We start from the raw sequence: 1549 nt of genomic DNA, 5'->3' as shown, positions 1-1549 counted from the left end.
TGCTGGCCGACTGGTCCTCGGAGGAGGACCTGGAGTGGGCGGCGTGGCGCATCGCACCCGGAGTGCCCTGCGTCTCGATGGAGGTAATCGGACGATTTGCGATTCATCACCAGCACGCGAAATTCGACGTTCGCCTGCACGAGACGGCGCTGCGCATCGTTCAAACGCGCGGTATGGTAATCGCCGATGCTACCGATCAAGAACAGAACCTTCATATTCCTTCTCGCGATACTCTTGAAATACCTCGTATTCGCCGAAGAGAACCAGGAATACGTCGAGGCCCAGCAGACAGATCGCGACGGATACGATTCCCCCATGCCGCACAGCCAACAGTCCGACAACGATCGTCATGCCGGCGGCAAACAAATAGGCAAACGCAAAGCGGATATGGCGATTGATCGCAATCACGAAGATGGACGCGGATTGCCACAGCGAATTCGCGACCATCGAGAGCAACAGGATGTCGAACAGCGTCGAATCGAAAACGACGTGCTTGCCGGTCCAAGCGGTATAAAACCGCTCTCCGTATGCGCTCATTGCGACACCGACCGCGCCCGCGACAACCACGGTCACGATCGTCAGTCTGCGCTTGATACGTATGACGTCCGCCTTTCTCCCCACCGCGGCAAGCTTCGACACTTCCGACCAGACCGAGTTGGACAACAGGTTCATCATTTGCACGGCGACTCGCGTAAGCGTTCGCATCGTCGAAAACGCCGCCACCTGTGCCGGGCCGAGTGCCGTCCCGATCACCCAGAGGATTCCCTGGAAATTCAGCCCGTTGCTGAGCGGGAATCCGAGGAACGCCAGGGACGGAACCAGAGATTTCCTGAGCCAGCCCCAGTCGATCGTCAATGGAAATAGCGTGGCCCACGGGCAATAGCGTTTCTTCACGACGTGCTGCGCGACGAAGCCGGCAATGCGCGCGAGGAGCATGCCGGTGGCGACGGCAATCGGTGTCTTGAATATCACCAGCGCAACCAGCCCGAACGCCAGCGCGACAAAACGCGTCACGTTCAGAATGCCGACCGACAGTGCATAGCAATTGGCGCTTCGCAACGCGGCTGTCTGGGGGCCATACAGCACGCTCAGGCATACGTCTCCGATCAGAATCAACGCGACGAACCTGACCTCGTCCCCCGTCATGTACCGGAACACGTGGCCGCCCGAACCCAGGACCCACCACGCCGCGCCCGACACGATCAGCACGATGAGCACGAACATGGCGACCGTGGCAGCGAGCGTCCGGTAAATCACCTGAAGGCGTTCGTGATCTCCGACCGCTGCCCGCTGGTCCATCTCGTTCGCCGCAACGGTCGACAAGCCCAGATCACTCAAAGCGAGGTAGGTCGGAATCGTCGAGATCAGTATCCATTCGCCGTATTTCGCCGCGCCCCACACCGACAGAAACAGGGGAACCGATACGATCTGGGCGAACACACTCACGGCCTGTCCGCGGCGCGCAGGACGAGCACGGTGTTGAGCGGATGCTTCTCGGCCCGCAGCTCCTTGGCCAGCGAGTGCACGTCGTTGACCAGGTAGTGGAAGG

Annotated in this window: 2 protein-coding genes; both read right to left on the bottom strand. The window is 60.2% G+C overall.

Translation table 11 applies throughout. The annotated features are described in order from the left end of the window. A partial coding sequence (locus ACWERV_RS36785; protein ID WP_452941243.1) for a hypothetical protein occupies window positions 1–200 on the bottom strand: 200 nt, incomplete at its 3' end. Continuing rightward, entirely contained in the window at window positions 190–1446 is a 1257-nt protein-coding gene (locus ACWERV_RS36780) for a lipopolysaccharide biosynthesis protein (RefSeq protein WP_452941241.1), read from the bottom strand. The genes ACWERV_RS36785 and ACWERV_RS36780, both read right to left, overlap by 11 nt. Window positions 1447–1549: the final 103 nt, after the last annotated feature.

Source organism: Streptomyces sp. NPDC004031 (assembly GCF_053604375.1).
Note: the sequence above shows the minus strand (reverse complement) of the source record. Positions and strands in the feature narration are given on the sequence as shown.